We start from the raw sequence: 26,188 nt of genomic DNA, 5'->3' as shown, positions 1-26,188 counted from the left end.
ATACCGCTCATCCAGAGGGGCAGAGGGAAACGGCCCGTTGAAGCCCCGGCAACCCTCCAGCCGGTCTCGCGCATCGCATGGCGAGGCTCCCGGCTAGGGAAGGTGCCAATTCCGTCTCGTGGCGAAGTCCGTCACGGGAAAGATGAGGAGAAAGGGCCTCGCCATCCATGGCTGTGCAAACCGTTGCGAACAGCACCGAAACCGTCTCTCTCGGACCGGCCGCCGCCCTGTCCTGCCGTGAGTGCGGCGAGCGATTCGCCCTCGGCCCGATCTTCGCGTGCGAGGTGTGTTTCGGGCCGCTCGAGGTGGCGTACGACCTGCCGAGCGGCGACCCCGAGGGCCTGCGGAAGCGGATCGAGGCAGGCCCGAACAACATCTGGCGGTACGCCCCGCTGCTTCCCGTCCCCGCCGACGTCGCGAGCAAGCCGAACCTGAACCCCGGCTTCACCCATCTCGTGAAGGCCGACAACCTCGCCCGTGAGCTGGGCGTCACCGGCGGCCTGCACGTCAAGGACGACTCCGGGAACCCCACCCACTCCTTCAAGGACCGCGTCGTCGCCATCGCCGTCGAGGCGGCCCGCGCCTTCGGCTTCACCACCCTCTCCTGCTCCTCCACGGGCAACCTCGCGGGAGCCGTCGGCGCCGCGGCCGCCCGTGCCGGCTTCCGGTCCTGCGTGTTCATCCCGCACGACCTGGAGGCGGGCAAGGTCGTGATGGCCGCCGTCTACGGCGGCGACCTGGTGGGCATCGAGGGCACGTACGACGACGTGAACCGCTTCTGCAGCGAGCTGATCGGCGATCCGCTCGGCCAGGGCTGGGGCTTCGTCAACGTGAACCTGCGCCCGTACTACGGCGAGGGCTCCAAGACCCTGGCGTACGAGATCGCCGAGCAGCTCGGCTGGCGGCTCCCGGACAACCTCGTCATCCCGATCGCCTCGGGCTCGCAGCTCACGAAGATCGACAAGGGGCTGAAGGAACTGATCCGGCTCGGTCTGGTGGAGGACAAGCCGTACAAGATCTTCGGCGCGCAGGCCGAGGGCTGCTCCCCGGTGTCGCGGGCGTTCAAGGACGGCCACGACGTCGTACGGCCCGTGAAGCCGGACACCATCGCCAAGTCGCTGGCCATCGGCAACCCGGCCGACGGCCCGTACGTGCTCGACATCTGCCGCCGTACGGGTGGCGCGGTCGAGGACGTCGACGACGAGCAGGTCGTCGACGCGATCAAGCTGCTGGCGCGCACCGAGGGCATCTTCGCGGAGACCGCGGGTGGCGTGACGGTGGGTGTGCTGCGCAAGCTGATCGAGACGGGTCAGCTCGACCCGGCGGGCGAGACGGTGGTGCTGAACACCGGCGACGGCCTCAAGACGCTTGACGCGGTGGCCCCGACCACGGGCCCGTCCGCGACCATCCGCCCGAGCCTCGACGCGTTCCGTGAGGCGGGCCTCGCCGACTGACCGTCGGGTTGTGGCCATTCGCTCCGCGGGGCTGGGGGTACTCCCCCTGGCTTCGCCGGGGGGACCCCCACCCAGGCGAAGCTCTGGGGGAGGGTGGGCACAACCCGGCCACCGGCCCGCACCGGAACACGAAACCCTGAATCCGCCCTCGCACCGAAGGTGACCCCGTATGAGCGTCAACGTCCGTATCCCGACCATCCTGCGCACCTACACCGGTGGCCAGGCCGAGGTGAGTGCCGAGGGCGCGACTCTCGCCGAGGTCATCGAGTCGCTGGAGAAGAACCACCCGGGCATCGCCGCGCGCGTCCTGGACGACACGGGCAAGCTCCGCCGCTTCGTGAACGTCTACGTCAACGACGACGACGTGCGTTTCGAGGACGGGCTGCAGACGGCGACGCCGGACGGCGCCGGGGTCTCGATCATCCCGGCTGTCGCGGGCGGCTGCTGAGCGCCTCCAGCCCCCAGCCCCTCCAGGCCACCTCCAGTGGCTCCAGTGGCTCCAGCGCCTCCGGCCGCTCCGGAAAATAGTTGAGGACAAAACTCAACAACGTTTCGTAATCGGGATCGCCCCCTCCGTGAGAGAAGCGGAGGGGGCGGTTCTACGTGGTTGAGCGCGGTACAGTTGGTCAATCCCCCGCCGGCGTCCTTGCCGAACGCATATGAGAACCGACAAGTTGTGTCCCAAGTGTGTGCGCGATTTGTCGGTTTGATGCGTTATGCCCGGCCCGAGTTGCCCTGAATTCTTGCTAATTCCACGGGAATTACCGATCGGGTGCGCCCAGAATTCTCGTCGGATTGACCTGTTGCAGACGGCATCCGTGCAGATACATTCAGCCGCGGTCGAGGCGTTCCGGCGCACACCCCCGCGTGTTTGGGGGGTGAGGTCTGGGTGAAGTCTGACCCGGGTCCGCGGAGTGCGGTCCTGCGCAAGGGCCAGTAATAGGGGAGTTAGGGATGGCTCAGGGCACCGTCAAGTGGTTCAACGCGGAGAAGGGGTACGGCTTCATCGCGGTCGACGGTGGTGCGGACGTCTTCGTGCACTACAGCGCGATTCAGATGGACGGCTACCGCACCCTCGAGGAAGGTCAGCGGGTCGAGTTCGAGATCTCGCAGGGCCAGAAGGGGCCGCAGGCGGACATGGTCCGCGTAGCAGGCTGACCGAGGACGCGCCGACTGACCACAGGCGTTAGAAGAGGGCCCGCACCCCGTCGAGGGTGCGGGCCCTTCGCCATGGCACACGGCTTGCGCCCACCCTCCCCTGGCCTTCGGTATGGGACCCCACCGACCGCCACCCCTCAACGAGGCCCTTCGGGCCGCCTTGCGCCCACCCGTCGCCCGGCCGCCACCCTCATCGGCGCCCTCCGGGCGGCTTGCGCCCGCCCGTCGCCCGACCGCCACCCCTCGACGAGGCCCTTCGGGCCGGCTTGCGCCCACCCGTCGCCCGACCGCCACCCCTCAATGAGGCCCTTCGGGCCGCCTTGCACTCTCGGGGGGAGAGTGCTAATCATTGGCGTTAGCACTCTGACGTTGAGAGTGACAGAAGGACCGGGTCGGTGAGGCCCGCAGGCTGGGCGGGGCAAGGAACCGTCAGGCGTGCAGGCCGTCCGTCGCGGGCGCGGGCGCGGTCCGGAGCAATCCACCCCAGTCCGGGAGGACCACTTCACATGGCCAAGATCATCGCGTTCGACGAGGAGGCACGGCGCGGTCTCGAGCGCGGGATGAACCAGCTCGCCGACGCCGTCCGCGTCACGCTCGGCCCCAAGGGCCGGAACGTCGTCCTCGAGAAGAAGTGGGGCGCCCCCACGATCACCAACGATGGCGTGTCCATCGCCAAGGAGATCGAGCTCGAGGACCCGTACGAGAAGATCGGCGCCGAGCTGGTCAAGGAGGTCGCGAAGAAGACGGACGACGTCGCCGGTGACGGCACGACGACCGCGACCGTCCTGGCCCAGGCGCTCGTCAAGGAAGGCCTCCGCAACGTTGCCGCGGGCGCCAACCCGATGGCCCTCAAGCGCGGCATCGAGCGGGCCGTCGAGGCCGTCTCGGCCGCCCTGCTCGAGCAGGCCAAGGACGTGGAGACCAAGGAGCAGATCGCCTCCACCGCCTCCATCTCCGCCGCCGACACCCAGATCGGCGAGCTCATCGCGGAGGCGATGGACAAGGTCGGCAAGGAAGGCGTCATCACCGTCGAGGAGTCGCAGACCTTCGGGCTCGAGCTGGAGCTCACCGAGGGCATGCGCTTCGACAAGGGCTACATCTCCGCGTACTTCGCGACCGACATGGAGCGTATGGAGGCCGTCCTCGACGACCCGTACATCCTGATCGTCAACTCCAAGGTATCGGCGGTGAAGGACCTGCTCCCGCTGCTGGAGAAGGTCATGCAGTCCGGCAAGCCGCTGCTGATCATCGCCGAGGACGTCGAGGGCGAGGCCCTGTCCACGCTCGTCGTCAACAAGATCCGCGGCACCTTCAAGTCCGTCGCCGTCAAGGCCCCGGGCTTCGGTGACCGCCGCAAGGCCATGCTCGGCGACATCGCCATCCTCACCGGTGGCACCGTCATCTCCGAGGAGGTCGGCCTCAAGCTGGAGAACGCCGGTATCGACCTGCTGGGCCGCGCTCGCAAGGTCGTCATCACCAAGGACGAGACGACCATCGTCGACGGCGCCGGTGACAGCGACCAGGTCCAGGGCCGGGTCAACCAGATCCGCGCCGAGATCGAGGCCTCGGACTCGGACTACGACCGCGAGAAGCTCCAGGAGCGCCTCGCGAAGCTGGCCGGCGGCGTGGCCGTCATCAAGGCCGGTGCCGCGACCGAGGTCGAGCTCAAGGAGCGCAAGCACCGCATCGAGGACGCGGTGCGCAACGCCAAGGCTGCCGTCGAGGAGGGCATCGTCGCCGGTGGTGGCGTGGCCCTGCTGCAGGCTTCCTCGGTCTTCGAGAAGCTCGAGCTCGACGGTGACGAGGCCACCGGTGCCCAGGCCGTGCGCCTGGCCCTGGAGGCCCCGCTGAAGCAGATCGCGGTCAACGCCGGTCTCGAGGGCGGCGTCGTCGTGGAGAAGGTTCGCAACCTGACCCCGGGTCACGGCCTCAACGCCGCGACCGGCGAGTACGTCGACCTGGTCGCCGAGGGCATCATCGACCCGGCCAAGGTCACGCGTTCCGCGCTGCAGAACGCCGCCTCCATCGCGGCGCTCTTCCTCACCACCGAGGCCGTCATCGCCGACAAGCCGGAGAAGGCCGCCCCGGCGGCCCCGGGCGGCATGCCGGGCGGTGACATGGACTTCTGATCGACCGAAGCGGTCGATCAGAAGTCCTGAACGCTGGGGCGGCACCTGTGAAGGTGCCGCCCCAGCGGCTTTTCGTGCGGGGCGCCGAGGCTACCGGCCGAGGAATTTCAGCGCGGACTGCGCTGCGTTGTAGCCGCACATGCCATGGGTTCCGGCACCGGGTGGGGTGGCGGCCGAGCACAGGAAGACGCCGGGGATGCCGGTGCTGTACGGGTCGAGCGCCACCCGCGGTCGCAGCGCCACCTGCACAGCAGTATTGGCCCCGGTGAGAATGTCGCCGCCGACATAGTTCGGGTTGTAGTGGGCCATGTCGGTGGTCGAGCGGACGAAGCTTCCGACTACGCCCTCGCGGAAGCCCGGTGCGAACTCCTCGATCCGATTCAGGATGGCGTCCGTGGCGTCACCCGTGTAGCCGTGCGGGACATGCGCGTACGCGTAGAGCGGGTGGATGTTCCCGGCGGACCGGTCGGGATCGGCGAGGTACTGCTGGGCGACCAGGACGAACGGACGCTCGGGCATGCGGCCGCGGCTGGTCTCCCGCTCGGCGTGGACGACCTCCTCCAGGGGACCGCCGAGGTGAACGGTGCCGGCGCGACGGCAGGCCGTGTTGGTCCACGGAACCCCGCCCTCGACGGCCAGGTCGAGCTTGAACGCCGCCGGCCCGTGGCGCCAGCGCCGGTAGGCGCGGCGGACCCGCGGGGGTAGCTGGTCCCCGCATATGTCGGCGGCCGCGCCCGGGGCGACGTCGAACAGGACGGTTCGCGCCGCTCGCAGCTCGCCGAGGGAGCGCACCCGTACCCCTGTTTCGACGGTGCCGCCGAGCTCCTTGAGGACCTTGGCGAGGGCGTCGCTGATTGCCCGCGACCCGCCGCGCGCCACCGGCCAGCCGTACCGGTGCCCCGCGGCAGTGAGCATGAGGCAGACCGCTCCACTCAAAAGGCTGCCCAGTGGGTGGAAGCCGTGCGCCGCCACGCCGGCGAACAGCGCACGCGCCTCCTCCGTCCGCCAACGGCGGGCGGTGACCGTGGCAGGCCGGAGCGCGAGGAGCCCGAATCGCAAGAGGCGCCTCGGGTGCCTGGGCACGTGCGTCACCGGCCGGAGAAGGTCCTCGGCCATCGCGTCGAACCCGGAGGCCAGAGGTCCGAAGAGCCGCCCCCAGGCCGGGCCGTCCGCGCCGAGAGCACGCGTTGTCTGTTCAAGGGAGCGGACCATCACCGCGGCCCGGCCACCTTCCAGCGGATGCGCGAGGTCCACGTCGGGCCAGAGCCACTCCAAGCCGTACCTCTCCAGGCCGAGGGAGCGCAGGAACGGTGAGGCGACGGCCAGCGGGTGCACCGCGGAGCAGTGGTCGTGCAGCACGCCGGGGACGGTCAGTTCGCTGCTCCTTGTCCCGCCGCCGATCTCCTCGGCCGCCTCGAGGACGCTGACCGCCACGCCATGCTGTGCCAGGGCCACGGCGGCCGCCATGCCGTTCGGACCGGCCCCCACCACCATCGCTTCACTCATGTGTCACGGCTCCATCGCCGTGGTCACGGGCCGAGGCTGACAGGGATTCAAGCCGCATTTCTCCGAGGTCTGTCATGGCCCAAAGGGTGAAATACGAGGTCTGAATGATGGCATCACGTCTGCAGATCAGGTTAACGGGCCCTGGCAGGCGCGCAGTATGGCATGCGCAGAAAGGTTGTTTCCATCATATCGACCACCCGCGTTCACAGCGTCGGTGGTCGACGCTGAACGTCAGGAGAAGACCGATGTTGCGTACCCTCAGGACCTTGGCCGTTGGGGCCTCGGTGGTTGGTGCCACTCTTTTCGGTGGGGTGGCGGCCGGCTCGAACGTCTGGGCGGACGACCAAGAAGGTGCCCACGACTACGCCCAAGACTGGCGGGAGTACGGGGACAAGTGGCGGGGCCACGACAACGGCCACGGCAAGAACATCAAGTTCAGGTTCGACCACAACTTCTACGAGGGGGGCGACAGATTCGACCACAACTGCGTCGAGGTTTCCGCGATTTGCCAGCAGGATTCCCCCCAGAACTTCAACTACAGCCCGGAGTTCAGCATCGACATTGATGTGCTCCGGTTCGGTAGGGGCAACCAGGGTCAGGGCCAGGGCAACCAGGGTCAGGGCCAGGGCAACCAGGGCCAGGGCCAGGGCCAGGGCAACCAGGGTCAGGGCCAGGGCAACCAGGGTCAGGGCCAGGGCAACCAGGGTCAGGGCCAGGGCAACCAGGGTCAGGGCCAGGGCAACCAGGGCATGGGCCAGGGCTAGGGCAGGACATGGGCGGGATGTAGAACAACCGACCCGTCTGCGCGCTCCGCGTTGTGCCGATCCCGTTCCCGTGTGCTGGGAATTGAAGATCGTCAAAATTCCGGCGACCGGTGCTCAACAGTGCCGGTCGCCGGAAGGCGCGTATGAGCTCGGACGGTCGGGGCCGCACGGGCGACGACGCAAGGGGCGCGTCGAACAGGCGGGTACATCCATGCGCCGCACGATCGAATCGTGCCGGCGAAGCACCAGGAGCAGCATTGGAACAATCCACCGAGCGCCGGGTCGGCCGAGACGTCGACCAAGGCGGCCATGCAAGTCGTGCCGACGAGAAGCCCGGGAGGTCCGGAGCAGGGGTGGGTGTCGGCCTCCATACCGAGAAGACTCCCCACCGGGCCCTGCGAAGGCAGCGATCCCGGCAAGCGCCGGAACGGAGCGCCTCTCCCGCGTCCGACGGTGACCCGCCAACGCCGTCGTATTCTCCCGCCACGCCTTCCGGCGAGGCCGCACGTAACTGGTCCCCACGGTCTTCTGCCGTGCTGGTGTCGGCCGGCGTCGTCCTCATGGCTGCCGCGTTGTTTCACCTCGCCATGCTGTTCCTCAGCATCGCCCCGGCCAACTCGATCACAACGAAATATCAGGAAAAGATCAACGGCTACGTCCTCCCGGAATTCTTGCAGGGGTGGCAGCTGTTTGCGCCGAACCCGTTGCAGGAGTCGCTCAAGCTCGAAGCCAGAGTGCGCATGGCGAGTGGCGCGACTGCCTCCCGGACCACGCCATGGGTCAATATCAGCGCCCGGGACACCGCGGCGGTGACGCACAATCCATTCCCCAGTCATGTCCACCAAAATGTGCTCCGCCGAGCCTGGGATTTCTACAACAGGTTCCACAATTATCGGGACGGCAGGCCGATCGGCATCCGCGGCGAACTCTCTGAGGCTCACCTCAAGCGCATCGGATTGCAGCGCCTCGGACTGCAGGGGAAGGGCGACGGCCACCCCGTGGGTATTCAATTCCGCATCACCACCATCCCCGTACCGCCCCCCAAGTGGAGCGCTGAGAAGGACAAGGAAAAGACAGTGACCCGACTGCCTTGGTGGCCGGTGCAAGAGTCGGACCGCAGAGGACTGTGACGTGAAGATCGGACGCGCTGCGACGACACCTGCAGTACCCCCACCCGCACTCCCTCCACGTGCGAACTCCGATACCGCGAATGACGGCACCCCTGCCGCCGGAGCGGAGACGGTTGCGTCGGACGCGACCTCGGACTTCCACGGCCGCGGTGGCCGAGTGGGACGGTTCATCGCCCTTGTCACGGGAGACCACGCCCTCTATCAGGCCGCCCTTTTCCGGATCGGACTCGCCTTCGTCGTGGCGGCTTTCCTGATCTGCGAATGGCCGCATCGCCGGGTGCTCTACGGAGACCGGAGCGCCTGGAGCCTCGACCTCGCCGGGCGTCTTCTCGCGGAGCAACACGGCTTCACCTTGCTCACCTGGTGGAGTGGCCGATGGTGGTTCGAGCTCGTCTATCACGCCACCATCATCGCGGCTGTTCTGCTCATGCTCGGCTGGCGGACCAGGGCGACGTCGGTCTTCCTTATGGTCGGTGTGCACTCCCTGGCCAACCGCAACTCCTTGGTGACGGACGGTGGAGACAACATCATGCAGGTGATGGTGATCTACCTTGTGCTCACCCGCTGCGGTCGGGTCTGGTCACTCGACGCACGTCGAAACCGGTGTGGAAGCACGAACCCCGGCCAGGACAGCCGGGGTTTCCTGATGTGGCAAGCTCTCGGACTTCTGCTGTTGTGGACGTTCCGCTTCGATATCACGGGCTGGGCCGGCGCGCTGTGGGGGTTGTGGGCCGTCCACGGGCTGTGGTGGCTGGTGAACCGGTGGTTCCCCCGCAGCCAGGGGCGCGCACTGCTGGACGCCGGTGCCCAGATGGTGCACAACTGCGCCATGCTGGTGATCGCCGTTCAGGTCTGCTTCATCTATGCCACGGCCGGGTGGTACAAGATCCAGGGTTCCCTCTGGCAGAACGGCACCGCGCTGTATTACCCCCTGAGGATCGAGGAGTGGACCCTCACCCCATGGCCGTGGTTGTCGGAGCTCGTCGCGGCGAACATGGTGGTCGTCTTCCTCCTCACCTACGGGACGGTGATCCTGCAGGTAGCCTTCCCCTTCGTACTCGTGAACCGACGGGTCAAGAACGTTCTCATTCCGGTGATGATCGCTGAGCACCTGGGGATCGCGGTCCTCATGGGCCTTCCCTTCTTGTCGCTTGCCGCCATCGTGTGCGACATGCTCTTTCTGCCCACCGCTTTCCTGCTCTGGGCCGGGGCCCGCTGCACCGATACCTTCCGACGCCTGTGGGAGCGCGCGCGGGGCTTCCCCGGATCAACACGTTCGACCAAGGAGGTTGCGGCACAGACGTGACCTGAGCAACCGATCTCGACGCACGAACCGAGGGCGGCACCCCAGCACATGGGGTGCCGCCCTCGGGCGTTCGCGGCTGCTCATTCCCGCGGCTCTCGTCTCACCTGTGCCGGACTGGCGCGATCTGGTCGGTGGCACCGAGCATTCGATGCCCGTTCGACGCGAGCTCGATGCACGAGTCCTGTGCCCGCCACTGACCGCGGCGCCTCCTGCCGACCATGCACAAACTACGAAACTCTAAGCGCTACTCGTCAGTCCGCCGAACGCCGTTGTTGCTTCCGGCCGTTCCCGTGCGATGCGTTGTGGGCTCCCGGCGGTTTCCCTAGCGTCACCCGTCAGTGCAGTTGTTCGCTCCAGAAACATCTGCACCATCTCTCACCCCCCACCGTTCGACCGGAAGAGATCGTTCCATGAGATTCCGCAAGTCCCGGCTGCTCGCCGCCGTGACGGCCACCCTCTCCTTCGGCGCCCTGGGCGCCGGTACCGCCTTCGCCGAGACCCCGACCTTCTGCGAGGGCAAGTACGTCTGCCTGGGGGACGGCACCGTCTTCGGCGCCCCGGAGGAGGCGTATCCGGAGGCGTCCGGCGAAGGCCAGATCAGCGCACGTCAGATAGTCGAGGACTGCGCGGCGGAGCAGGAGATGGACGTGCCCGGGGTGTCGTGCGGCTTCTATCCGTACGGATCGCCGGAGACCACAGGGCTCGGCCCCTGGGAGCCGCTGAGCTCCGACTTCGCCAACTGCCGGGGCGGAAACGAGCAGAACAACATCACCTGGAGCGACCACAACGAGTACATCACGACGAACAGTGTGACCGTCGGCGCCACCCTCGAGGTCGGGCTGAGCAAGCTGGTCAAGGCCTCGATCCAGACCCAGTACCAGCACACCTGGGGGCAGTCGACCGGCACGACCCAGAGCTTCAGCGCGTTCGTCCCCGAGGGCCACAAGGCGCACCTTCAGCACCGGTACCAGCGGCAGCAGGTCACCGGAGTGTTCTGGATCGACTACGAGCACACGGGGACGGGCCCCTTCGAGGGACACGGCCACCACTACTGGGCCATCACCGACTTCACCGCCACCTCGCCCGTGAAGAACTCCTCCAACGGCGCGGTGGAGGACCAGGTGTCCCTGTCCAAGCCGCAGAAGCTGCAACCGGGAGAGTGCGACGCCTGACGCCTGACGCCTGACGCCTGACGCCTGACGCCTGACGCCTGACGCCTGACGCGTGAGGCGTGAGGTCTGACCCGGGACGCGTGACGCCGGGCGCCGGAAGCCGGAAGCCGGACGTGCCGTCAGGCGGCGTACGGCGTCACCCCTTCCTGCCGCGCGGCACGGCCATTTCGGTCAGCCGGGCGGCACCCGGCGCGAGGGCCGACCAGGGATCCGGGACGCGAAGGACGGCGATGGCGGACGTGGGGAACTTCTCGCGGGTCCGCACCAGGGCATCGCCGTCCGCCTCGCCGCTGAGCATCAGGATCAGGTCCTGGAGGCCCGGGTTGTGGCCGATCAGCAGCAGCGTCCGTACGTCTGCGGGGATCTGCCGTACCAGGGCGAGCAGCTCCTCCGCGGTGGCCTGGTAGACGCCCGCGTCGTAGGTGACCTGTGGGGCAGCGCCCCCGGCGCGCAGTTCGGGTGCGGCGAGGTCCCATGTCTCACGGGTGCGCCAGGCGGGGGAGCAGAGGACGAGGTCGGGAGCCGCGCCGGTGTCCCGCAGCCAGCGGCCCGCGGCCGGGGCGTCGCGGCGGCCGCGCGGGGCCAGTGGCCGGTCCTGGTCGGCCACTCCGTCCGGCCGGGCGGACTTGGCGTGCCGCAGGACGTACAGGCGCCGTGGCCGTGCGGCCGTGGCCTCCGCTGTCACGGCGCCACCCCGGCGGACGTCGCCGGCTCCTTGTCGTGGTCGCCCTGGACGAGGGCGCGCGGGTCGGCGGCCGCCGGGTCGGCCGCCGCGTCCTCCGGGGCGACGTTCAGCTCCGCCCGCTGCTGCCTGCTGAGGCCGAAGAAGTACGTGATGAGGAAGCCCGCCGCGTAACCGACCAGGAGGCCCGCCGCGTAGACGGTGACGAGCGCGGCGAGTCCTGTGTTGCCCTTCAGCAGGGGGAAGAGCGCCCATCCGGAGGGGCCGATGGCCGTGGAACCGACCGCGTCGCCGAGCTGGTTGAGCATGCCGACGAAGCCGCCGCCGAACGCGCCGCCGATGCAGGCCGTGACGAACGGGCGGCCGAGCGGCAGCGAAACGCCGTAGATCAGCGGTTCGCCTACGCCCAGCAGGCCCGCGGGGAGAGCCGAGCGGATGGTCTTGCGGATCGAGGTGTTGCGGCGGAGCCGGAGGAGGACGGCGACGGCCGCGCCCACCTGGCCCGCGCCCGCCATGGCGAGGATGGGGAGGAGGACGGTGTAGCCCTGCTGCTCGATCAGGGTGGTGTGGATGGGGATCAGGGCCTGGTGCAGGCCCAGCATCACGAGGGGGAGGAAGAGGCCGCCGAGGACGAAGCCCGCGAAGGCTCCGCCCGCGGACAGCAGCCAGTTCGCGAAGTCGCCGATGGCGGTGGACACTTCGCCGGCCAGGAACATCAGGCCGAAGAGGGTGGCCAGGCCGGATACCAGCACGGTGACGGTCGGCGTCACGAGGACGTCCAGCGCCTCGGGGACCCGACGGCGGCACCACTTCTCGACCTGGACGGCGAGCAGTGCCGCGCCGAGCGCGCCCAGCACGCCACCCTGGCCGGGCGCCAGCTTCTGGCCGAAGGCGCTGACGTTGGCCACGCCCGCGTAGACGATGATCGCGGCGACGGCGCCGCCCAGCACCGGCGTACCGCCGAACTCCTTGGCCGTGTTGATGCCGACGAAGACGGCGATCAGCGACAGGAAGCCGGACGCGATGGCGGCGAGCGCCGGGACGAGGGAGGACGCCCAGGGGGCGTGGCCGGTGCTGACCAGGTTGGTCAGCAGGCCGTTGATGCCCGCGACGATGCCGCAGCCGATGAGGGCGGGGATGAGCGGGACGAAGATGTTGGCGATGCGGCGGAGGAAGAGTTTGAGCGGGGTGGCGTTGCGTGCTTTTTGCGCGGCGCGCAGTGCGGTGCCGTGCGCGGCCAGTTCTTCGGCGGTGGTGGCGCCTGTTGCGCCTCCACGCGCGGTGCGCTCCTGCTCCACCAGCCGCTCGAACTCCGGCGTCACCCGGGCGACCGTGCCCGGGCCGAGGACGATCTGGTAGGTGTCGTCCTCGACGACGCCGAGCACGGCGGGCAGGGCCCTCAGGGCCTCGTCCTGTACGAGGGAGCGGTCGGCCAGGCCGAGGCGGAGCCGGGTCATGCAGTGCGCTACGGACGTGACGTTCCGCGCTCCTCCGACGAGGGGGAGGAGCGCGGCTGCGGTCTCGTGTGCTGGTGGCATGTGCGGAGGTGCCTTGCTGTTGTGCGGGTGCGGGGGCTGTTCTTCGGGTGCGGGCCGGTGGTCGGGTTGTGCCCACCCGTTCCGCCCCTGGCGGAACGAATGCCCACAACCCGCCTGTCAGTCGGAACTCTGTGCCGCGCGGAGGGCTGCGCGTAGGTGGCCTTGGGAAGCGGCCAGCAGCCTTTCTGCCGTCGGGGCGTCGACTCCGCCGAGGATGGTGAGGATCGCGTTCTTCACCTCCCCGTCCGTTGCCGCGAGCGCGGCCTCGATCTCCGCGTCCGGCGCACCCGTGGCGAGCGAGACGATGCGGCGTGAGCGGGCGCGCAGCTTCTCGTTCGAGGCGCGGACGTCGACCATCAGGTTCCCGTACGTCTTGCCCAGCCGGATCATGGTGATCGTCGAGAGCATGTTGAGGACGAGCTTCTGGGCGGTACCCGCCTTGAGGCGGGTCGAGCCGGTGAGCAGCTCGGGGCCGACGACGATCTCGATGCCGTGCTCGGCGGCCGCCGCGAGCGCGGAACCGGCGTTGCAGGACAGGCCGATGGTGAGCGCCCCACGCGTGCGTGCGTGCTCCACGGCGCCGATCGCGTACGGGGTGCGGCCCGAGGCGGAGATGCCGACGACCGTGTCATCCGCCGTGAGGCCCAGTGCGTCCAGGTCCGCGGCCGCCAGCTCCATGCTGTCCTCGGCGCCCTCGACCGACGTCACCATGGCGGAAGGGCCGCCCGCGATCAGGCCGACCACCTCGGTGGGCGCGGTGTTGAACGTCGGGGGGCACTCGCTTGCGTCGAGCACGCCGAGCCGTCCCGCCGTGCCCGCGCCCGCGTAGACCAGCCGGCCGCCGCGGGCCATACGGGCGGCGGTGGCATCGATCGCGGCGGCGATCTGCGGGAGCACCGCGGCGACCGCCCCGGGAACGGTGGCATCCTCCCCATTCATGATCTTCGCGATCTCGAGGGTGGGCAGCTGGTCGATGTCGGCCAGCTCGCTGCGGAACGCCTCGGTGGTGAGGCTGTCCAGCTGGGCGCGCAGCCTTGCGTAGTCGCCTGCGGCATCGCTCATGTCGTCGGCAGGGTCGGCGGGGTCGGCGGGGTCGGCGGGGTCGGCGGGGTCGGCGGAGTTGCCGGGGTCGCCGGGGTCGCCGGGGTCGCCGGGGTCGGCGGGGTCGGCGGGGTCGGCGGGGTCGGCGGGGTCGGCGTGCTCCGCGTGGTCGGCGCCCGGGGTGTGGGTGGTGGAGGGCATGGCCTGTCGACTCTCTGTGGCGGGAAGGGGGTGGCGTCGTTCTTCGGGTGCGGGCAGGTGGACCCGCTACTGCCGCTTGGGGCTGTGGCGGTGGGCCAGTGCTTCGTACGAGGCGGACAGCGCGGGTGCCGCCGCGTCGTACGTGCGCTGGGCGACGCCTATGAACAGGCAGTCCACGACCAGCAGCTGGCTCGTCCGGCTCGACATGGCGGCGGGCCGCAGCTCGCTCTCGCGCGCGGTCGACGTCGTGAGGACGTGGTCCGCGTACTGCGCGACGTCCGCGTCCGGGCGGCCGGTGATCGCCAGCGTCGTCGCGCCGTGGTCGAACGCGACCCGCAGCGGCTCGATGACGTCCGTCGTCCGCCCGGAGTGGGTGATCGCGATGGCGACGTCGCCCGCGCGCAGCTGCACGGCGTTGGTGACGGCCAGGTGCGGGTCCGCATGGGCGTGCGCTATCAGCCCGATCCGCAGCAGCTTCTGCACCAGGTCCTGGGCGACGAGGTTGGAGGCGCCGATCCCGTACACATCAATGCGGCGGGCGGTGGCGAGCGCGGCGACCGCGGACTCGAGCTGGGTGGTGTCGAGGCCGGCCGCCGTGTCGGCGAGGCACTGCTGCTCCTCCTGGGCGAGCTTGGCGACGACGGAGGAGATCGGGTCGTCGACCGCTATGTCGGCGGTGACGGCCGGCGCCGCGCCCGACTGCTGCTGGGCGGCGAGCCCGGCGAGCGCGAGGCGAAGATCGCGGTAGCCCGGGTAGCCGAGGACGCGGGCCGTACGGACGACGGTGGCCTCGCTGGTGCCGGTACGCTCCGCGAGACCCGTGACGGTGAGCGCGGCGCAGCCCGCCGGGTCGCCGGCCACGGCCTCGGCAACTCGCTGCATCGAGCGGGTCATTGAGGGCCCGAGCGTACGGACCTTGGCGGCGAGGGCGGCGGGCGCGGGGGGCCCATCGGGTCCGGTCGGGCGGGCCGGCACGGCGCTGAAAGTTTCCTTCAGATTGCTGCTCACACTTGGAAGGTATTTTCAGCCGCCGGTGGAGTCAACCCCCTGTGGAAAGGGCGTGACAATGGGGCTTATGGAGCTTGAGCAGGCACTGCACGCTGCGCGTGCCCTCGTACTCGCCGATCTTGCGGCCGGGGACGTGGCCCAGGCCGACGTGGTATCGCTCGTCGAGGACGCGGTCGCGCACCGGCGCTGGTGGGTCGAGCAGTGGCCTGAAGGCGCACCCTTCCTCGCGGGGCTGATCGCGCAGGACGTCCAGGACGCGCTGCTGGACAAGTACGGGCGCTGGCCGGTCTGTCCGGTCTGTACCGAGGGCGGGGATCCGCATGCGCTGGGCATCGAACCCGAACTGGGCCCCGATCCGCACTGGGTGTGCACGGAGGCGGGCGTGGTCGTCGCCTCCGTGGGCGGCCTGGGCGCCGTCCTGGGGCACTGAGCGTGGCGGTCTACATCGACCCGCCGACCTGGCCGGGCCACGGGCGGATGTGGTCGCACATGGTCAGCGACGTCTCGTACGAGGAGCTGCACGCCTTCGCGGCCCGGCTCGGCGCCCCGCCGCGGGCCTTCGACGGGGACCACTACGACGTGCCGAGCGAGCGCTACCGCGGGGCGGTCGAGCTGGGCGCGATCGAGGTGAGCAGCAAGGAGCTGGTGAGGCGGCTGACGGAGGCGGGGCTGAGGCGGCGCAAGGGCGGGTGAATCGGCGCCGGCTAACGGGGGCGGCGTGCCTGCGGTCTGGCACTGCCGCGTAACTGGCGCCGGTCGTTGCGAGCCCGCAGGTCTACCAAGGTCGCCGAATCCAGCGGCTATCCCACGCCTGACCAGGTGGATCCGGCCGTGCGGGGGCTCGGCATGAGCACCAGAGCCGGGCGGCCGGGCAGGCTCCGCTGCGCTGAATGGCCTCGCACCTTGCGCGGCAGTCATGCGAGCTGCCTCCTCATGTCGCCCCAGCCGGCCCAAAGCCGTATCCCCTGCCCGGTGTTCGGCCGCCGGCAACCGGCAGGCTCGGCCAAGGGCCCGCTGTCGACTTCGGCCTGCGTGAGGCGTGAGGCGTGAGGCCGGTCGGCTCGGTCCAGAGCGGGCTGACGGTGGAGCGCCCGGGGCATACGAGGATGCGGTGGCGGGCGGTGCGGACGTGCCTTACGCGCCGGTCGTCGAGTCGGCGGGTGAATGCTCGGAGGCGTGCTCGAGGGCGTGCGGCGAGCCCGCTACCGCGATCATGCGGGTGCTCCCAGCACGCCGGTGGAGGCGGAGGCTCCATGCCGCCGTCCCGATCGCCGCCGCACTCATCACCGCGCCGGCCAGCGCCGTGGAGGGGAAGCCGAAGCCCGCGTCGATGACCGCGCCGCCGATCCACGGGCCGCCCGTGTTCCCGAGGTTGAAGGCCGCGGTGGTGGTCGCTCCTGCGAGGGTCGGGGCCGCGCTCGCGACGTTGAAGAGGCGCGCGTTGAGGGCGGGCGCCGTGTAGAAGGCCGAGACGCCCAGGAGGAAGGAGAGGGCGACCGCGGCGACCGGGCTGTGCGCGGTGAAGGCGAGCGCCGCGAGGAAGGCCGTCGAGGCCGTGATGCCGGTCAGCAGCACCCCGAAGAGGTGTGCGTCCGCGACACGGCCGCCGATCGCCGTACCGATGAGCGCCCCGATGCCGAAGAGGCCGAGCACGGTGGGAACCCAGCTGTCGCTGAGCCCGGCGACGTCGGTGAGGAGCGGTGCCAGGTAACTGAAGGCGCAGAAGACGCCGCCGGCGGCGAGCGCGATCGTGGCGACCGCGAGGAGAACCTGCCGGTCGCGGTAGATCCGCAGCTCCCGGCGGAGCTTCGGCCGCCCTTCGGGGACGGGGATGCGCGGGATCAGCGCGACCACGCCGACGAGCGCGACCGCGGACATCCCGCCGACCGCCCAGAACGCCGACCGCCAGCCGAAGTGCTCGCCGAGGAGCGCGCCGGCCGGGACGCCGAGGACGTTCGCGATGCTCAGTCCGCCGATCAGCACCGCCAGCGCGCGGGCGCGCGCGTTGACCGGCACCATCGCGACGGCGACCGCCGCTCCGACGGCCCAGAAGCCCGCGCAGGCAAGGGCGCTGATGACGCGCGAGGCGAACAGGAACCCGTATCCGGGTGCGATTGCTCCGCCGATCTGACCGAGGCCGAATACGCCGAGCAGCGTGATGAGGGTCGTACGGCGGGGGAGCCGGAGGGTCGCGACGGCGAGCAGCGGGGCGCCTACGACCATGCCGATCGCGAAGGCCGAGATCAGCAGCCCGGCCTGCGGGATGGACACGCCCATGTCGTCGGCGATGGTCGGCAGCAGGCCGGAGAGCATGAACTCCGAGGTTCCGAGGGCGAAGACGGATATGCCGAGGATGTGGACGGCGGGGGGCATGCGGGTGCGCTCGGCGTTGGGTGGCATGACAGTTCCCAACGCCGTTGGTGCGCCTGACATTCCGAGCGCGGAGGGGGGAGCGCCGGGGGCGGGTGCCGGGCCGGGTCCTGGGCTGAGCGCCAGGCCCAGCTCCGGGCCGAGTGCCGGGCTCAGCCCTGGGCCGAGTACCGGCCGAGCTCCCGGCCGAGGGGCGCGGCTCCGCGGGACTGTCTCCCCCCACCGGCCCTTCTTCTGAGAGGGCTTGGCCCCCTTCCCATCGGTCGGTGGACTACTTCGGTCGGCGGGGCTGCATTCGGCCCGGCCGACCCCGCGGAGTGAAGCCGCCGCCATCCGCCCCGCGGCGCTCTGGCCGCGTGCCTCGCCCAGCGGCACCCGCGGCCTCCCGGCCCCAGCCGCTCCTCCGGCCCCCGGCCCCAGCCGGGCGCGCGGCCCCACGCCCCAGCCGAACGCACCACCCCGACTCTGCTCCCTCCGCCTCAGTCGCGCCTGCGCGACCCGGCCCCGCGGGGTGGTGGGGGATGCGGTGGGCATCCCGGTGGTTGGCGGGGAGCGGATATCGTGGTGCGGATGACCAGCGAGCGGGATCCGGAGGCGCGCGCGTCGGCGGAGCGTCGCCGCCGCGGCGGTGGGCGGCGCGCCGGGGCGGCGCCCCGCACGCTCGCCGAGGAGCTGCGCACGCGCCCCGACGCCGACCTCGCCGTCCTCCTCCGCGCCCGCCCCGACCTGCTCTCCCCGGTCCCCGGCGACCTCACCCAGCTCGCCACCCGCGCCGGCACCCGCGCCTCCGTCGTACGGGCCCTCGAGCGCCTCGACCGGTTCGCCCTGCAGACCGCCGAGGCGCTGGCGGTCGCCCCCGACCCGTGCCCGTACTCCGTACTGCTCGGCCTCATGGCGGGTGACTCCGGCGACGAGGCCGTCGCACGCGAACTGCCCCGCGCCGTCGCCGCGCTCCGCGCCCAGGCGCTCGTCTGGGGCGGTGACGACCGGCTGCATCTGGTCCGTACGGCCCGCGAGGTGCTCGCGCCCAGCGCCCCCGGGGCAGCAGGCGCCGCAGGCGCCGCGGGCGCGGCCGCCCCGTCGCCCACCGGGCTCGGGCCCACCGTCGCCGAGGCCACCGCCGGGATGTCGCCCGGCCGCCTCCAGGAGATCATCGCCACAGCCGGGCTGCCGACCACCCACGACCCGGTGACCGCCGTCGAAGCACTCACCGCCCTCTTCCGCGACCGCGAGCGGATGGCGGCGCTGCTCGCCGGGGCGCCGGAGGAGTCGGGGGAGATCCTCGCCCGGCTCGCATGGGGCCCGCCGTACGGGACCGTGCCCGCGCAGCCGTCGGCGCCGGTCCGCTGGCTCACCGCCCGCGGGCTGCTGCTGCCGATGGGTGTCGGCACGGTCGTGCTGCCGCGCGAGGTCGCGCTGCACCTGCGCGGCGGCCGCGCGCACCGCACGCCCGAGCCGCTGCCGCCGCCCCTCGCGCCCGCGGCCGAGCACCGGCCCCGGATCGTCGACGCGACCGCCGCGGGTCAGGCTTTCACGGCCCTCGGCACGGTTGAGGACCTGCTGAAGGAGTGGGACCTCGGCGGGCCCGCCGCCCTGCGCGCGGGCGGCCTGAGCGTCCGCGACCTCAAGCGGACCGCCGCCGCGCTCGACACGGACGAGCCGACCGCGGCCTTCTGGCTCGAACTCGCCTACGCCGCCGGGCTGCTCGCCTCCGACGGCGAGGCGGACGAGCGATTCGCGCCGACCCCGGCGTACGACGAGTGGCTGGGGCAGCCCGCCGAGCAGCGGTGGGCCGCGCTGGTCTCGGCCTGGCTCGGGGCCACCCGCACGGCCGGACCCGTCGGAGGCCAGGACGCGAAGGGGCGCACGCTGGCGGCCCTCGGTCCTGGCCTCGACCGCTCCCCGGCCCCGTACGTCCGCCGCCGCGTCCTGGAGCTCCTCGCCTCCCTGCCGGAGGGCACGGCGCCGGATCCGGATGCGCTGCTGGCGTGCCTGCGCTGGGAACACGGGGCCGCCTCCGGCGCGGACGGGGGTACGTGCGGGGAGGCTGCCGGTGCGGCCTCCGGGACAGGCGCGGCCACCGGCCCCGGCCCCGGCGCCGGAACGGCCGGGCGCCCGACGGCTGGTGGCGGCGCCACACCCGCCGCATCCGCCGGGTCCTCCACCGCCGCGCGGGCGCGCTCGGCCGCCACCCGGATCGCCACAGCCGGCCGGCAGGCCCAGCCCCAGACCCAGGGCCGGACCTCGTCCCAGAGCCAGGCCCGGACGGCTGCGCCCGCCCCGGAGGGCCTCCGCTCCCGCCTCGCGCGCTGGACCCTGACCGAGGCAGAACTCCTCGGCGTCACCGGCCGCGGCGCCCTCTCCACCCACGGCCGCGCCCTGCTGGGCCTTACGCCCGCCGACGAGCGGACCGGCCCGACCGAGCCGGACGCGGATCGCGTCGGCGCTCCTCGAGGCGGGCGCCCCGACCGGGCCGGGCGCGCCTCCGGAGGGGCGGCCGGGGGCTTGGCAGCGGACACTGAAGCGGCCGCGGCTCAAGTAGCCGGACAGGACGTGGCGGAGTCGGACGCACCGGGGGCAGCACCGCCAACCGACCGGGCCGGGCGCGCCCCTGAACCTGAAGGGGCCGGGGAGGGCGCAGCGCTGGGGGCCAGCGGCCGTGGCGCGGCAGCCGCCCGCACATTCGCCGCAGCCGGGTACGGCCCCGCGTGGGCCGGGATGCCGACCGCCGAAGAGGTCGCGGCGGCGGTCGCGCAGGCCGCCGCGCTGCTCGCACCGCAGTTGCCCGAGCCGCTCGATCACGTGCTGCTGCAGGCCGATCTGACCGCTGTCGCGCCGGGGCCGCTGGAGCGGCCGCTGGCGCAGGTGCTCGGGGTGCTGGCGGACGTCGAGTCGAAGGGCGGCGCGACCGTCTACCGCTTCACCCCCGGCTCCGTGCGCCGGGCACTCGACGCCGGGCAGACGGCGGCCGACCTCCACGCGTTCCTCGCGGAGCACTCCCGTACGCCCGTACCGCAGCCGCTCAGCTATCTGATCGACGACGTGGCGCGCAAGCACGGCAACCTCCGCGTCGGCGCCGCCTTCGCGTACGTCCGCTGCGACGACGACGCGCTGCTCGCCGAGATCCTCGCCGACCGCCGCTCGTCCAGTCTGCGGCTGCGCCGTCTCGCGCCGACCGTGGTGGCCGCGCAGGCCACGCCCGACCTGCTGCTGGAGCGGCTGCGCGAGATGGGTTACGCGCCGGCCGCCGAGTCGGCCGAGGGCGACGTGCTGGTGACCCGCGCGGACGCGTACCGCACCCCGCCCCGCACCGCGCCCGCCCCCGTACACGGCGGTCCGCCCGTCCCCGACGACACTCTGCTCGGCGCGGCGGTCAAGGCCATCCGCGCGGGCGACCTGGCCGCCACGGCCGTCACCAGGCCCGCTGCCGCGACCACAGCCGCCTCCGCCTCCACCGCCGCGCCCGCGGACGGCGGCGGCCGCCTTCCCCGCACCACCTCTGCCGAGACCCTCGCCACTATGCAGGCCGCCGCGCTGGCCAGCACCGCCGTGTGGATCGGCTACGTCAACGCGGACGGGGCGGCCAGCCAGCGGGTGATCGCGCCGGTCCGGGTGGAGGGCGGCTTCGTCACGGCGTACGACCACACCGCCGACGAGGTCCGCACCTTCCCCCTGCACCGCATCACCGGCGTCGCCGAGCTCGCCGACGGACCTGCCTAGTCCGACGGATCTTGCCTCGGACTCGCCTCCCCCCAGCGGTCCGCGGTCCGGCCACTCCGGCGACAGCCGGAACCACTGCCCGAATCAACGCCGGCATCAACGCGGGAACCCACTGCCCGAACCGCTGTGGAAACTGTGGAAGAGAGTCATTCATGCGCCGAATCGCCGCCGTGCGGCTCGGAGCCGGCGCGCTCCTCGCCGTGCTCACCGTCCCGGCGAGCGCCGTCCCCGTACCGTCGAGTTCCAGGTGGAAGGCCCGCTGGTGAACAACCTCCACCTCCCCGTCCTCTGAGAGCCGGCTAGGGCCAAGTGAGGGCCGGGTGAGGGCCGGGTGAGGAGCGAGTGGCCGCGGACCGGCCCGACCGGCCCCGACCGGCAGCCCCCGGGGCTCCCAGGTGTTTGTGGCCGGGGCCACCCGGCCACCTCGCCGCATGGGGCACACTGGAGGTTTGGCCGGTCCGGTCGGAGCCCCCGCCCTGCTCCTCCACCCCGCCGGCCGCACCGCCAGTAGAAAGGGCCGAGGCGTGAACGGACCGCTCATCGTCCAGAGCGACAAGACGCTGCTCCTGGAAGTCGACCACGAGCAGGCGGAAGCGTGCCGCCGCGCCATCGCCCCCTTCGCGGAGCTGGAGCGCGCTCCCGAGCACATCCACACCTACCGCGTCACCCCGCTCGGGCTGTGGAACGCCCGCGCGGCCGGGCACGACGCCGAGCAGGTCGTCGACGCGCTCGTCGAGTTCTCGCGCTACCCCGTGCCGCACGCCCTCCTCGTCGACGTCGCCGAGACCATGGCCCGCTACGGGCGGCTGCGCCTCGAGAAGCACCCCACCCACGGCCTCGTCCTGGTCACCACCGACCGCCCGGTCCTCGAGGAGATCCTCCGCTCCCGGCGGGTCCAGCCGCTCGTCGGCGCCCGCATCGATCAGGACACGGTCGCCGTGCACCCCTCCGAGCGCGGCCAGATCAAGCAGACGCTGCTCAAGCTCGGCTGGCCCGCCGAGGACATGGCCGGTTACGTGGACGGCGAGGCGCACCCCATCGAGCTGCGCGAGGACGGCTGGGCGCTGCGCCCGTACCAGAACCACGCCGTCGAGAACTTCTGGCACGGCGGCTCCGGCGTCGTCGTCCTGCCCTGTGGCGCGGGCAAGACGCTGGTCGGCGCCGGTGCGATGGCGACCGCCAAGTCGACGACGCTCATCCTCGTCACGAACACCGTCTCCGCGCGCCAGTGGAAGCACGAGCTGGTGCGGCGCACCTCGCTCACCGAGGACGAGATCGGCGAGTACAGCGGTGCGCGGAAGGAGATCCGGCCGGTCACCATCGCCACGTACCAGGTCCTCACCACGAAGCGGAAGGGCATCTATCCGCACCTGGAGCTGTTCGACTCCCGCGACTGGGGCCTGATCGTCTACGACGAGGTGCACCTGCTGCCCGCGCCGGTCTTCAAGTTCACCGCCGATCTGCAGGCCCGCCGGCGCCTCGGCCTGACCGCGACCCTCGTACGGGAGGACGGCCGCGAGTCGGACGTCTTCTCGCTCATCGGCCCGAAGCGCTTCGACGCGCCCTGGAAGGAGATCGAGGCGCAGGGCTACATCGCGCCCGCGGACTGCGTCGAGGTGCGGGTCAATCTGACCGACTCCGAGCGGCTGGCGTACGCGACGGCCGAGACGGACGAGAAGTACCGGTACTGCGCGACGACGGACAGCAAGCGCCGGATCACCGAGGCGCTGGTCGAGCAGCACCGCGGTCAGCAGACGCTCGTCATCGGCCAGTACATCGACCAGCTCGACGAGCTGGGCGAGCACCTGCGGGCTCCGGTGATCAAGGGCGAGACGACCAACGCGCAGCGCGAGAAGCTCTTCGACGGCTTCCGGCAGGGTGAGATCAGCGTGCTCGTGGTGTCCAAGGTCGCGAACTTCTCGGTGGACCTGCCGGAGGCGACGGTCGCGATCCAGGTGTCGGGCACGTTCGGGTCGCGGCAGGAGGAGGCCCAGCGGCTCGGCCGCGTACTGCGCCCGAAGGCGGACGGTCACCCGGCGATCTTCTACTCGGTCGTCGCGCGCGACACGATCGACCAGGACTTCGCGGCCCACCGCCAGCGCTTCCTGGCGGAGCAGGGCTACGCGTACCGGATCGTCGACGCGGGTGACCTGCTGACGGCGGATGGGGCTGACGGGGCGGACGGAATGGACGACGTGGACGGGGTGGACGGCGTCGGGGACGAGGTGGGCGGCGAGGTCTAGCGGGCCGCTGGCGTCAGCGGCGGATCACCGGTGATCTTTCCGCGTACTCGCCGAGGACGACGACTCTGAACGCGGCCTCCGCGTAGACGCGGATCGCGCGCAGCGCATTGCCCAGGGCGTGCAGAATGCGCTGGTGGTGGGCGGGCCCTGCCCCGAGGGCGGAGGCCCCTGGGGCGGGCGGACGGTGTGCCGGGGTGAACGATGCGGAGCTCATGTCTCCATGATGGATTTCACGCGTTCGGAGCACATCCGCCAGCGGTCTGAGGCGGCGGTACGGGCCCGTCAGCCCTCAGGTGGAGACCCTTGCCCCACCCGGGAGGGATGCCCCTGAGGTGGGCTCGGGGGCGGCGGCCGCCCCCGGGACCGCCCGCCGGAAATTCGTTCGCCGTTTCGGGCGCCGGTGGCTAATATGCCGCGTCTGCCCGCCTCCCGCTCAGCTGAGGGAGAGCCTCCGTCCGGACGGCAACCGGCCGGGATCCGCTCGAATCCATCCACTGCTGCTCTGCCCGGAAGGCTCAGCCGTGCCCGCGCACGAAGACACCGACCCGCTCCGACGCGAGCGCGCCCACCTCGCCGCGTCACGCGCCGCGTTGCGCGCCATGCGCGCCGACGTCGAGGCGCTCGACATCAGCGACGTCACCGCGAACTGGGTGAACGCCGCCGTCCTGGAGCACCAGATCGGCGAGCGCATCAAGGCCCTCGCCGACCACGCCCACACCCCGCTCTTCTTCGGCCGCCTCGACTACCTCCACGCACCGGGGGCGGAGCTCGCCGAGGGCGGCGAGGGGGAACCCCCCGCCGGAGGCGGAGAAGAAGACCAAAGGTGCTACATCGGGCGGCGGCACGTACACGACGCCGACGGCGACCCGATGGTCGTCGACTGGCGCGCGCCCGTCTCCCAGCCCTTCTACCGGGCCTCCAAGAAGGCCCCCATGGCCGTCGCCCTGCGGCGGCGCTTCGGCTACACCGGCGGCGACCTCACCGCGTACGAGGACGAGCACCTCTCCGACCCCGCAGAGGCCGAGAAGGGCACGGCGAGCAAGCTGCTCCAGGCCGAGATCGAGCGGCCGCGCGTCGGCCCCATGCGGGACATCGTGGCGACGATCCAGCCCGAGCAGGACGAGATCGTACGGGCCGGGCTCGCCGGGACGGTGTGTGTGCAAGGCGCGCCCGGCACCGGCAAGACGGCCGTCGGTCTGCACCGCGTGGCGTATCTGCTCTACGCGCACCGGGAGCGGCTCGCCCGCACGGGCACCCTCGTCATCGGGCCGAATCGGTCCTTCCTCCACTACATCGAGCAAGTGCTTCCTGCGCTAGGTGAGTTGGAGGTCAGACAGGCGACGGTCGGCGACCTGGTCGGGCGCGTGGAGCTGCGCGGCGAGGACACCGCCGCCGCGGCCCGGATCAAGGGCGACGCGAGGATGGCGGACGTGCTGCGGCGGGCCGTACGGTCCGGCGTCACGATGCCGACAGAACCCTGCGTCGTCGTGCGCGGCTCGCGTCGCTGGCGCATTCCGGCGTACGAACTGGAGGAGCTGGTACGGGAGTTGCAGGCGCGTGACATCCGATACGAGGCCGCCAGGGCAGCACTTCCGCAGCGGATCGCGCACGCGGTGCTCGTACGGATGGAGGCGGCGGGCGAGGCGCCGGACGACCGCGTGCAGGACGCGGTGGCCCGCAACCCTGCCGTGAAGGCGGCGGTCAAGGCGATGTGGCCGCCGGTGGACCCGGCGAAGCTGGTGCTGCGGCTGCTCTCGGACCCGGACTTCCTGGCGGAGCAGGCGGAGGGGCTGCTGACCGCCGAGGAGCAGAAGGAGATCCTCTGGCAGAAACCGGTGCTGGGGTCCCCCATGCCGAAAGCCAGGGGAGTGCGGGCCGCGAAGTGGTCCGCGGCCGACGCGGTGCTGATCGACGAGGCGGCGGACCTCGTCGAGCGCACGCCGTCGCTCGGACATGTGGTGCTGGACGAGGCGCAGGACCTGTCGCCGATGCAGTACCGGGCGGTGGGGCGGCGCTGCTCCACGGGTTCCGCGACGGTGCTCGGCGACCTCGCGCAGGGCACCACGCCCTGGGCGACGGGGAGTTGGCCCGAGGCGCTGGCGCACCTGGGGAAACCGGACGCGCGGATCGAGGAGCTGACGGCGGGCTTCCGCGTGCCGCGCGAGATCATCGCGTACGCGTCCCGGCTGCTTCCGGCCATCGCGCCGGGGCTCGCGGAGGCGTCGTCGGTACGGGAGTCGCCCGGCTCGCTGGAGATCCGGCAGGTCGCGCCGGGCGATCTGGACGCGGCGGTCCTCGCCGCGTGCGGGGAGGCGCTGGCGCGCGAGGGGTCGGTGGGTCTTATCGCGGCGGACGCGCGGATTCCGGCGCTGACGGAGGCGTTGGGGGGTGCCGGGATCGCTCACCTCGCTCCGGGCGAAGAGACCTCTGCCGCTGTGCGGCTGACCCTGGTCCCGGCGTCACTGGCCAAGGGCCTGGAGTACGACTACGTGGTCGTCGACGAACCGGCGGCCGTGGTCGACGCCGAGCCGGATGAACGCACCGGGCTGCGCCGCCTGTATGTGGCGCTGACCCGCGCGGTCTCGGGCCTGTGGGTGATCCACGGAGCGCCGCTCCCACGGCAGTTGGCGGGCTGACGCCCCGGGTTGTGGGCATTCGTTCCGCGGGGCGGAACGATTGCCCACACCGGGGTTCATGCGCCCTCCCGCATCGGGATGCGGACCTCGCGCTCGCGTGCGACCTCGTCCGCACGGTCATAACCCGCAT

At 71.4% G+C, this 26,188-nt stretch carries 20 protein-coding genes and 1 riboswitch; of the genes, 13 read left to right on the top strand and 7 right to left on the bottom strand.

Annotated features, from left to right (window positions below):
- Window positions 1-4 precede the first annotated feature (4 nt).
- Window positions 5-149, top strand: a riboswitch (SAM riboswitch).
- 18 nt (window positions 150-167) lie between these two features.
- From thrC to groL, 4 genes are all read left to right on the top strand, one after another.
- Window positions 168-1,454 carry a threonine synthase gene (thrC, locus tag ACTWQC_RS32385; protein ID WP_443319424.1) on the top strand — a complete coding sequence of 429 codons (1,287 nt, stop codon included), beginning with the start codon at window positions 168-170 and terminating at the stop codon, window positions 1,452-1,454.
- A 169-nt stretch (window positions 1,455-1,623) separates the two neighbouring features.
- The gene (locus tag ACTWQC_RS32380) at window positions 1,624-1,902 is read left to right on the top strand and encodes a ubiquitin-like small modifier protein 1 (RefSeq protein ID WP_443319423.1); all 279 of its coding nucleotides are present in this window, start codon (window positions 1,624-1,626) and stop codon (window positions 1,900-1,902) included.
- A 506-nt stretch (window positions 1,903-2,408) separates the two neighbouring features.
- On the top strand, window positions 2,409-2,612 hold the full coding sequence (locus tag ACTWQC_RS32375; protein ID WP_003986833.1) for a cold-shock protein: 204 nt from the start codon (window positions 2,409-2,411) through the stop codon (window positions 2,610-2,612).
- A 506-nt stretch (window positions 2,613-3,118) separates the two neighbouring features.
- Entirely contained in the window at window positions 3,119-4,741 is a 1,623-nt protein-coding gene (gene groL / locus ACTWQC_RS32370; protein ID WP_443319422.1) for a chaperonin GroEL, read from the top strand.
- Window positions 4,742-4,831: 90 nt separating this feature from the next.
- Here the strand turns inward: groL and ACTWQC_RS32365 are convergent, their stop codons facing one another.
- A complete protein-coding gene (locus ACTWQC_RS32365) occupies window positions 4,832-6,247 on the bottom strand; it encodes a phytoene desaturase family protein (protein WP_443319421.1) in 1,416 nt (471 codons plus the stop codon).
- 311 nt (window positions 6,248-6,558) lie between these two features.
- On the opposite strand from ACTWQC_RS32365, the gene ACTWQC_RS32360 reads away from it, so the two are divergent.
- The 4 genes from ACTWQC_RS32360 (at window position 6,559) to ACTWQC_RS32345 (ending at window position 10,619) form a co-directional block, all read left to right on the top strand.
- On the top strand, window positions 6,559-7,011 hold the full coding sequence (locus ACTWQC_RS32360) for a hypothetical protein (protein ID WP_443319420.1): 453 nt from the start codon (window positions 6,559-6,561) through the stop codon (window positions 7,009-7,011).
- Between the two features lie 533 nt (window positions 7,012-7,544).
- Window positions 7,545-8,141, top strand: coding sequence for a DUF5819 family protein (locus ACTWQC_RS32355; protein ID WP_443319419.1), 597 nt, complete (start codon window positions 7,545-7,547; stop codon window positions 8,139-8,141).
- Between the two features lie 238 nt (window positions 8,142-8,379).
- A complete protein-coding gene (locus ACTWQC_RS32350; RefSeq protein ID WP_443319418.1) occupies window positions 8,380-9,447 on the top strand; it encodes an HTTM domain-containing protein in 1,068 nt (355 codons plus the stop codon).
- A 410-nt stretch (window positions 9,448-9,857) separates the two neighbouring features.
- The gene (locus ACTWQC_RS32345) at window positions 9,858-10,619 is read left to right on the top strand and encodes a hypothetical protein (RefSeq protein WP_443319417.1); all 762 of its coding nucleotides are present in this window, start codon (window positions 9,858-9,860) and stop codon (window positions 10,617-10,619) included.
- A gap of 136 nt (window positions 10,620-10,755) precedes the next feature.
- On the opposite strand, the gene ACTWQC_RS32340 is transcribed toward ACTWQC_RS32345, so the two are convergent.
- The 4 genes from ACTWQC_RS32340 to ACTWQC_RS32325 all read right to left on the bottom strand — a co-directional run bounded on the left by ACTWQC_RS32340 (window position 10,756) and on the right by ACTWQC_RS32325 (window position 15,089).
- Window positions 10,756-11,304: a SixA phosphatase family protein gene (locus tag ACTWQC_RS32340; RefSeq protein WP_443319416.1), complete on the bottom strand. Its 549-nt coding sequence runs from the start codon at window positions 11,302-11,304 to the stop codon at window positions 10,756-10,758.
- Window positions 11,301-12,839 carry a PTS transporter subunit EIIC gene (locus ACTWQC_RS32335; protein WP_443319415.1) on the bottom strand — a complete coding sequence of 513 codons (1,539 nt, stop codon included), beginning with the start codon at window positions 12,837-12,839 and terminating at the stop codon, window positions 11,301-11,303. Before ACTWQC_RS32335 ends, ACTWQC_RS32340 begins: the two co-directional genes overlap by 4 nt.
- A 117-nt stretch (window positions 12,840-12,956) precedes the next feature.
- Complete coding sequence (murQ, locus tag ACTWQC_RS32330) at window positions 12,957-13,901, bottom strand: N-acetylmuramic acid 6-phosphate etherase (protein ID WP_443319453.1); 945 nt, start codon at window positions 13,899-13,901, stop codon at window positions 12,957-12,959.
- Window positions 13,902-14,147: 246 nt separating this feature from the next.
- On the bottom strand, window positions 14,148-15,089 hold the full coding sequence (locus ACTWQC_RS32325; RefSeq protein ID WP_443319414.1) for a MurR/RpiR family transcriptional regulator: 942 nt from the start codon (window positions 15,087-15,089) through the stop codon (window positions 14,148-14,150).
- A gap of 58 nt (window positions 15,090-15,147) precedes the next feature.
- On the opposite strand from ACTWQC_RS32325, the gene ACTWQC_RS32320 reads away from it, so the two are divergent.
- Both ACTWQC_RS32320 and ACTWQC_RS32315 read left to right on the top strand, forming a co-directional pair.
- Window positions 15,148-15,519: a hypothetical protein gene (locus ACTWQC_RS32320; RefSeq protein ID WP_443319452.1), complete on the top strand. Its 372-nt coding sequence runs from the start codon at window positions 15,148-15,150 to the stop codon at window positions 15,517-15,519.
- Window positions 15,520-15,521: 2 nt separating this feature from the next.
- Window positions 15,522-15,782: a DUF4031 domain-containing protein gene (locus ACTWQC_RS32315; protein WP_443319413.1), complete on the top strand. Its 261-nt coding sequence runs from the start codon at window positions 15,522-15,524 to the stop codon at window positions 15,780-15,782.
- Window positions 15,783-16,223: 441 nt separating this feature from the next.
- Here the strand turns inward: ACTWQC_RS32315 and ACTWQC_RS32310 are convergent, their stop codons facing one another.
- Complete coding sequence (locus ACTWQC_RS32310; protein ID WP_443319451.1) at window positions 16,224-17,462, bottom strand: Cmx/CmrA family chloramphenicol efflux MFS transporter; 1,239 nt, start codon at window positions 17,460-17,462, stop codon at window positions 16,224-16,226.
- 567 nt (window positions 17,463-18,029) lie between these two features.
- On the opposite strand from ACTWQC_RS32310, the gene ACTWQC_RS32305 reads away from it, so the two are divergent.
- Window positions 18,030-21,179, top strand: a complete 3,150-nt coding sequence (locus ACTWQC_RS32305; protein WP_443319412.1) for a helicase-associated domain-containing protein — start codon at window positions 18,030-18,032, stop codon at window positions 21,177-21,179.
- Window positions 21,180-21,703: 524 nt separating this feature from the next.
- Window positions 21,704-23,422: a DNA repair helicase XPB gene (locus ACTWQC_RS32300; RefSeq protein ID WP_443319411.1), complete on the top strand. Its 1,719-nt coding sequence runs from the start codon at window positions 21,704-21,706 to the stop codon at window positions 23,420-23,422.
- 13 nt (window positions 23,423-23,435) lie between these two features.
- Here the strand turns inward: ACTWQC_RS32300 and ACTWQC_RS32295 are convergent, their stop codons facing one another.
- Complete coding sequence (locus ACTWQC_RS32295; protein ID WP_443319410.1) at window positions 23,436-23,636, bottom strand: hypothetical protein; 201 nt, start codon at window positions 23,634-23,636, stop codon at window positions 23,436-23,438.
- 307 nt (window positions 23,637-23,943) lie between these two features.
- Here ACTWQC_RS32295 and ACTWQC_RS32290 point away from each other — a divergent pair, with 307 nt between their 5' ends.
- Window positions 23,944-26,058, top strand: coding sequence for a HelD family protein (locus ACTWQC_RS32290; protein ID WP_443319409.1), 2,115 nt, complete (start codon window positions 23,944-23,946; stop codon window positions 26,056-26,058).
- The last annotated feature ends 130 nt before the right edge of the window (window positions 26,059-26,188 follow it).

Source organism: Streptomyces sp. 8N616, assembly GCF_052246385.1.
Taxonomy (GTDB): Bacteria; Actinomycetota; Actinomycetes; order Streptomycetales; family Streptomycetaceae; genus Streptomyces.
The sequence above is the reverse complement of the archived record's forward strand: the minus strand, read 5'-3'. Positions and strand labels throughout refer to the sequence as shown.

Coding starts and splice junctions, on each gene's coding strand:
- thrC (WP_443319424.1), top strand. CDS start 168: ATGGCTGTGCAAACCGTTGCGAACAGCACCGAAACCGTCTCTCTCGGA.
- ACTWQC_RS32380 (WP_443319423.1), top strand. CDS start 1,624: ATGAGCGTCAACGTCCGTATCCCGACCATCCTGCGCACCTACACCGGT.
- ACTWQC_RS32375 (WP_003986833.1), top strand. CDS start 2,409: ATGGCTCAGGGCACCGTCAAGTGGTTCAACGCGGAGAAGGGGTACGGC.
- groL (WP_443319422.1), top strand. CDS start 3,119: ATGGCCAAGATCATCGCGTTCGACGAGGAGGCACGGCGCGGTCTCGAG.
- ACTWQC_RS32365 (WP_443319421.1), bottom strand. CDS start 6,247: ATGAGTGAAGCGATGGTGGTGGGGGCCGGTCCGAACGGCATGGCGGCC.
- ACTWQC_RS32345 (WP_443319417.1), top strand. CDS start 9,858: ATGAGATTCCGCAAGTCCCGGCTGCTCGCCGCCGTGACGGCCACCCTC.
- ACTWQC_RS32335 (WP_443319415.1), bottom strand. CDS start 12,839: ATGCCACCAGCACACGAGACCGCAGCCGCGCTCCTCCCCCTCGTCGGA.
- murQ (WP_443319453.1), bottom strand. CDS start 13,901: ATGAGCGATGCCGCAGGCGACTACGCAAGGCTGCGCGCCCAGCTGGAC.
- ACTWQC_RS32320 (WP_443319452.1), top strand. CDS start 15,148: ATGGGGCTTATGGAGCTTGAGCAGGCACTGCACGCTGCGCGTGCCCTC.
- ACTWQC_RS32310 (WP_443319451.1), bottom strand. CDS start 17,462: ATGCCCCCCGCCGTCCACATCCTCGGCATATCCGTCTTCGCCCTCGGA.
- ACTWQC_RS32305 (WP_443319412.1), top strand. CDS start 18,030: ATGACCAGCGAGCGGGATCCGGAGGCGCGCGCGTCGGCGGAGCGTCGC.
- ACTWQC_RS32295 (WP_443319410.1), bottom strand. CDS start 23,636: ATGAGCTCCGCATCGTTCACCCCGGCACACCGTCCGCCCGCCCCAGGG.